The sequence below is a fragment of the Flavobacterium sp. genome (genome assembly GCF_021151785.1).
Lineage (GTDB): Bacteria > Bacteroidota > Bacteroidia > Flavobacteriales > Flavobacteriaceae > Flavobacterium.
In genome coordinates this window covers 1-5,385 of the sequence record NZ_JAGKWP010000133.1, presented here as the reverse complement: position 1 = coordinate 5,385, position 5,385 = coordinate 1, and the positions used below count along the sequence as shown (strand labels likewise).

General features: G+C 29.4%; 6 protein-coding genes. 3 read left to right on the top strand and 3 right to left on the bottom strand.

Features of this window, described 5'->3' with window-relative positions; translation table 11 throughout:
• Nucleotides 1-3 precede the first annotated feature (3 nt).
• Genes QZ824_RS10585 through QZ824_RS10575 form a run of 3 tightly spaced genes read left to right on the top strand, consistent with a single transcriptional unit; the run spans nt 4 to nt 3,396 of the window.
• Nucleotides 4-309 carry a rhodanese-like domain-containing protein gene (locus tag QZ824_RS10585; RefSeq protein WP_291275984.1) on the top strand — a complete coding sequence of 102 codons (306 nt, stop codon included), beginning with the start codon at nt 4-6 and terminating at the stop codon, nt 307-309.
• 17 nt (nt 310-326) lie between these two features.
• Nucleotides 327-2,564: a cation:proton antiporter gene (locus tag QZ824_RS10580; protein WP_291275983.1), complete on the top strand. Its 2,238-nt coding sequence runs from the start codon at nt 327-329 to the stop codon at nt 2,562-2,564.
• A 4-nt stretch (nt 2,565-2,568) separates the two neighbouring features.
• Nucleotides 2,569-3,396: a S1-like domain-containing RNA-binding protein gene (locus QZ824_RS10575; protein ID WP_291275982.1), complete on the top strand. Its 828-nt coding sequence runs from the start codon at nt 2,569-2,571 to the stop codon at nt 3,394-3,396.
• Here QZ824_RS10575 and QZ824_RS10570 read toward each other — a convergent pair.
• The 3 genes from QZ824_RS10570 to QZ824_RS10560 all read right to left on the bottom strand — a co-directional run.
• Nucleotides 3,393-3,992: an HPP family protein gene (locus QZ824_RS10570; protein ID WP_291275981.1), complete on the bottom strand. Its 600-nt coding sequence runs from the start codon at nt 3,990-3,992 to the stop codon at nt 3,393-3,395. The two genes, QZ824_RS10575 and QZ824_RS10570, sit on opposite strands and share 4 nt — an antisense overlap.
• Before the next feature lie 3 nt (nt 3,993-3,995).
• On the bottom strand, nt 3,996-5,195 hold the full coding sequence (locus QZ824_RS10565; RefSeq protein ID WP_291275980.1) for a serine hydrolase domain-containing protein: 1,200 nt from the start codon (nt 5,193-5,195) through the stop codon (nt 3,996-3,998).
• Nucleotides 5,185-5,385 (bottom strand): PH domain-containing protein (locus QZ824_RS10560; protein WP_291275979.1); only part of this gene is annotated, 201 nt, incomplete at its 5' end. The genes QZ824_RS10565 and QZ824_RS10560, both read right to left, overlap by 11 nt.

Here is a 5,385-nt window from a genome sequence, read left to right as displayed (position 1 = left end):
GGTATGAATTTATCACAAAACGATTGGTGGGAAAAGTTCTTAAGTACTGAAGATGCTGTAATTCTTGATGTTAGAACTGATGAAGAAGTTATTTCGGGTAAAATTCCCCAGTCTATTAATATAGATATTTATAAAGGACAAGGTTTTATTTATAAGATTGAAGAGCTTGATAAAGACAAAACATATTTTATATATTGTCGGTCAGGAGCCAGAAGTGCTCAGGCTTGTAGTATTATGAACCAATTAGGTTTTGAGCATACTTATAATTTAGAAGGAGGTATTATGCAGTGGGAAGGTCCTATTGAATAATACATCTTTATAATTTCATGAAAAAATTTAAAAATTCCATTTTCTACATTTTTATACTAGTCTTTTTTTCTGGTATCATTTACTATATTCTAGAGCTTGGTAAAGGAATTGAGTTAAGTAAAGTTTCTAAAGAAGTTATCGTTAGTCACCATTATCTTCATGAATTTATTGCTTCTATAAAGCATAATATATTTCATCCCTTAGCGATTTTATTAGCACAAATAGTGACTATCATTTTAGTTGCTCGCTTTTTTGGGTGGATTTGTAGAAAAATTGGTCAGCCAACAGTAATAGGAGAGATGTTAGCAGGCATAGCTTTGGGACCATCATTGTTTGGTACTTATTTTCCAGAGTTATTTGGTACTTTGTTTCCTAAAGAATCTATAGTTAACTTAAAATTTTTAAGTCAAATAGGATTAATCTTATTCATGTTTGTGGTTGGAATGGAACTTGATTTAAAAATATTGCGTACTAAAGTAAAAGAAGCTTTCATTATTAGTCATACAAGTATAATTGTATCTTATGCTTTAGGTTTAGGATTAGCCTTTTTTTTATACCAAGAATTTGCTCCCAATGGAGTGCATTTTATGTCGTTTGGTCTCTTCTTAGGCGTAGCTATGAGTATTGCCGCTTTTCCTGTTTTGGCGAGAATTGTTCAAGAGCGAGGATTGAATAAGACAAAATTAGGCTCATTAGTTATTACTTGTGCAGCCATTGATGATATTACAGCTTGGTGTTTATTGGCTGGTGTAATCGCTATTGTCAAAGCTGGTTCAGTTGCAAGTTCATTATATATTATTGCTATGGCTGTAGTATATATAGGTTTAATGTTAGGATTAGTTCGTCCATTTCTAAAGCATGTAGGAGAGTTATATGATTCTGCTGAGAAAATAACGAAACCAGTCGTTGCTATTTTCTTTTTAACCTTATTAATATCTTCTTATTTAACTGAAATTATTGGAATTCATGCTTTAGTAGGGGCTTTTGTAGCAGGTGTAATTATGCCCGAAAACATGAGGTTTAGACATATTTTCATAGAAAAAGTAGAAGATGTTTCCTTAGTAATTATGTTGCCTTTATTTTTTGTAGTAACAGGACTAAATACAAAAATAGGATTGCTTAATACAGAGTATCTCTGGAAAATGACAGGTATTATTGTTCTTGTAGCCGTTAGCGCAAAATTTTTAAGTAGTACACTAACTGCTAAATATGTGGGGCAAAATTGGAGAGATAGTTTAACTTTAGGTGCATTAATGAACACAAGAGGATTAATGGAGTTAGTGGTGTTAAACATTGGATTAGAATTGGGAGTATTGTCTCCCAAAATATTTGCTATGATGGTTATTATGGCACTTTCTACTACATTCATGACTGGTCCAGCATTAAATTTAATTGATTTTATTTTTAAAAGAAGAAAATATTTTGCTCCTCAACTTATTGCTCAACAAGAATATAAAGTACTTATTTCTTTTGAAAATCCAGATGATGCCAAACCTCTATTAAAAGTAGCCAATCATTTTGTAAGCAAGGAAGAAGAAAAACAATCTTTAACAGCAATGTTTATATCTTCAACGAATGAAATCAATCCTTATAAAATTGAAGAATATGAAAAAGATAGTTTCCGACCTATATGGAAAGAAGCAGATAAGTTAAATAGAAAAATTAATACTATTTTTAAAGCTTCAAACGATATTGATGCAGATGTAGTTGAAGTAGTTAAAAAAGGGGATTTTAATTTTGTATTGATTAATATCGGAGCTTCAATTTATGAAGGTACTCTGTTGGGTAAAATATTAGGGGTTACTTCTAAAATTATTAATCCTGAAAATTTATTAAATACATTTACAGGTAAAGAAAAACTATTTGAAAATAGCTATTTTGACGATAAAACTCAGGCTATCATAAATAAAACAGAAGTTCCACTGGGTGTTTTCATGGATAAAAATTTAACAAAAATTGAAAAAATATCATTTATTCTATTTAATAAGGAAGATCAATTTTTGCTAGAATATGTTAAACGAATGAAAAAAAGTTCTTCGGCTAAAATTTCAATATTTGATACTTATGAAGTTATGAATGAAGAGAATAAAGTTGTGCATGAAAATGTAAAAGTTATACCCACTTCTAAGTTAGAAAAAGATTTTTTAAAGGAACAAGACTTGTTAATAATGAGTATAGATAGTTGGAAAAAACTAATCGATACTAGAAGTGTTTGGTTGAATAATACACCATCACTTTTAATAATAAAACCATAATACGATGTTGCAAATAGGTACTTACCATACATTAAAAATAGCTAGAGACACAAAAGTAGGTTTGTTTTTAGTTAATGAAACTGATGAAATTTTATTACCCAAAAAATATGTCCCTGCTGATTTTCACATTGGTGATGATATCACTGTATTTGTATATTTAGATCATGAAGAGCGGCCAGTTGCTACAACTTTAAAGCCTTTTATAACAATTAATCAATTTGCAGTTTTAAAAGTAAATTACACAAATAAATTTGGTGCTTTTTTGGACTGGGGATTAGAAAAAGATTTATTTGTTCCTTTTAAAGAACAAGCTCGTCCAATGGAAAAAGATAAACGTTATGTTGTTTATTTATACGAGGATGAAAAAACCAATCGTTTGGTTGGTTCAAGTAAAATTAATCAATTTTTAGATCATGAGTCGATTGATTTAGAGAAAAATCAAGAAGTAGACGTAATGGTTTCTCACATAACTGACGCAGGTATTAACGTTATAATCAATGGTAGATATAGAGGTTTAGCATACAAAAATGAAGTATTTACGTCTGTATCACCGGGTTATAAAACCAAAGCTTATATTAAACAAATTCGTCCTGATGGAAAAATTGATGTTTCTTTTCAAAAATTAGGCTTTGAAGTTATTGATGATTCCTCCCAAAGTGTTTTACAAGCATTAAAACAAAATAACGGATTTTTACCTTTAAATGATGATAGTCATCCAGAAGAAATTAAGTCCGTGTTGAAAATGAGTAAAAAAACGTTTAAAAAAGCTATTGGAAGTTTATATAAGCAAAAACAAATTCTTATTAAAGAAGATGGTATTTATTTAAACTAATTAGGTGGTTTTGTTGTAATATTCAACTTAGATTTTATTTTTTTTACAACTTTATTGTTTCTTGGATATTCTCTATAAGAAGAGCAATTATTAAATATGAATGCCAAACAAAGTAATATTAAACTTCCCGTTAAAACAGGAAATATAACATAAAGAAAACCTAAAGTTTTAATTTTTGCGGAACCTGTAACGGCAATAAGAGCTGTTGCACCACCAGGTGGGTGTAATGTTTTTGTGAATTGCATGATGATTATGGACATAGAAACAGCTAATGGAGCACTGATCCAAATGATCTCTGGTAGAAATTTAAATGATGATACTCCAATTATTGCAGATAAAATATGACCTCCTATTACATTTCTTGGCTGGGCTAGTGGACTTTGAACGGCTCCATATATCAAAACACTTGAAGCGCCAAAGGATCCAATAAGAAAAATATTTTCAAACTCATTCAAAAATAAAGATTGTAGTAATGCGATAATACCTATCCCTATGAATGAACCTAGAAAAGACAAAAAATATTCCTTATAATTTACAAACGTTTCCTTGTAAATGATGTATTTAGAAATTCGTATACTTCGTTTAATTTTAGACATTATTTATTCATTAGCTCCATTATTTATTTCGCTATTATCAAGTTTTATTGGATATTTTGAGTTAAACAAGGCCAAGAACTTTTTGGTTTGGTATGTTTTATGTGTCATTTTATTTGATAAACAAATAATGGTTAAATTGTCATTTTTCATTGTTATATAAGACGAAGTATTTCCGTGCCACCATCCGTTATGATAAGTCAGTGTAGGAGCTTCTTTCCATTCACGAAGGCGTATTCCTAATCCATAATTTTTTTCACCTTTAGCTTCATAACTATAGCCTTTATAGATTTCTTTTCTCAATTTTGGGCTAAAAAAATGATCTGAGTAGGTAGCTAAATCAAACTTTAATAAGTCACGTGCGGTAGAATAAATATTTTTATCTCCGTAAACCAAGTCTAAATGATCAAAAGCTAATCGTAATTTATTAGCTTTATAGGTCTGACTAACAGTGTCATGGTGTTTTTCGTAATCAAAAACAAAAGTATTTTTCATTCCCAAAGGCTTGAAAAGTAATTTATCCATGGCTTCATGATAGTCCATTTTAGTTACCTTTTCAATAATTAAAGCTAGTAAGGCATAATTTGTATTACAATAAGCAAATCGAGTATCAGGTTTAGATTCTAAATGAATTTTACCTGAGTTGATTAAGTTTAAAATATCCTGATTAGTTATACGTTTTGATCGATCCCACTTCACGTCTGTTTCAATAAAATAACCATAGTGTCTTAGTCCGCTTCTGTGATTCAACAGCATTCGAATAGTAATATCATCAAAATAAAAATGAGGTAAATATTTAGAAACTTTATCATCTAAACCGATTTTTCCTTCATCAACCAGTCGTAATACAACAGCTGCTGTTAAAACTTTACTTACAGAAGCAATATGTAAGGGTTTATTTTTTCTATTTTCTTCTTTTCTTTCATAATAGGCATATCCCTTGTAATCTTCAAATAAAATTTTCCCATTTTTAGCCACTAAAAATTGGCCATAGAAATCAGAAGTACCTATTAATTTATTATAGTAGTGTTCAATTTCTTGCTTTTTTTCATCGACATAAGATTTCGATAAAGGCTCAAATCCTACAAAGAATTCACTATCGCTTTTTTGTGTTTGATTATTTAATGTGAATGTTTTACTGTTTTTGGATTCATTACATCCTAATGCAATTACTAGTAGAGAGAGAGATAAATTTTTAAATTTCATTCTTAATTTCTTGGTTAGCAGGATTCTCTATTTTGATTCTGGGATTGATTTTTAAAATTTGAATAACAAAATCTTCTTTGTTTTTTGGTGCTAGGAAAATATCATCATAATTGTTATAAGTGATAATTAAACCTTTATGGCTCCAACCAATTTTTAAAATCGAATTCACAAAAATACTATTATTATATTC